This is a genomic window from Fictibacillus aquaticus (assembly GCF_002245695.1).
Classification (GTDB): domain Bacteria; phylum Bacillota; class Bacilli; order Bacillales; family Fictibacillaceae; genus Fictibacillus; species Fictibacillus aquaticus.
The window spans coordinates 1-836 of record NZ_NOII01000100.1 but is presented as its reverse complement, the minus strand read 5'-3'; the positions used below and the strand labels follow the sequence as shown (position 1 = coordinate 836).

Below are 836 nucleotides of genomic sequence, written 5' to 3'. Positions count from 1 at the left end.
CAATTTGAGTGTGAAATACATTATGACATCGCATATTAAGAAAAGAAAAAGTGTGCTAATGGTCTAGCCCCACTAAAACATATGGCTATTTTGTACAAATTCAAACATTAAAATCAGGAGTATATGATGAAGAAAATGATTAAGACATTGATGATTTGCTGCATTTTAATGACGTTATTCGGAGCCGAATTAAAAGCACATGCAAGCGAACCCCCGACACATTTTCCGCTCATACAAAACGGCGATCCTGTGCCTTGGAAAAAGGCGGAACAGCTCTTGCCGCGAGGTTCAATATTTACTGTGATCGATAAAGAAACAGGTTTCTATTTTAAAGTCCAGCGAAGGGCCGGAAGCAGCCATGCTGATGTACAGCCCCTCAGCTATGGAGACACCGCTGTGCTAAAGCACTTATACAACGGTAAATGGAGCTGGCGAAGACGCGCCATTTTGATTCCTGTCAACGATCAGCTGATAGCAGCTAGCATGCACGGGATGCCGCACGGAAGAGGTTCGCTGCCTAATGGCTTTCCAGGCCATTTTTGCATTCATTTTCAAGGCAGCCGCACTCATAAGAAAGAAAACATGGATCCTTCCCATCAGCTCATGGTTTACAAAGCAGCTGGAAAATTGGAGGAATACGCTGCCAATGCTTCACCAGAGCAGCTTATCGTCATGTTTTTAGCCGGATTAAAGCAGCAGGATAAAGCGATCGTTCAGCATACACTCTCGTCTGAACTGCAGAGCTCTGCGATGATCCGTGATTATTTACTTGAAATACATGCTCTGCACTATGAACTGGTTAAAAAGGAAACACGCTATCCTCCTTTCGTTAAAAC

At 43.5% G+C, this 836-nt stretch carries 1 protein-coding gene; it reads left to right on the top strand.

Features of this window, described 5'->3' with window-relative positions; translation table 11 throughout:
• Positions 1-123 precede the first annotated feature (123 nt).
• The coding region (locus CGZ90_RS20230; RefSeq protein WP_133063635.1) for a hypothetical protein at positions 124-836 on the top strand (713 nt) is incomplete at its 3' end.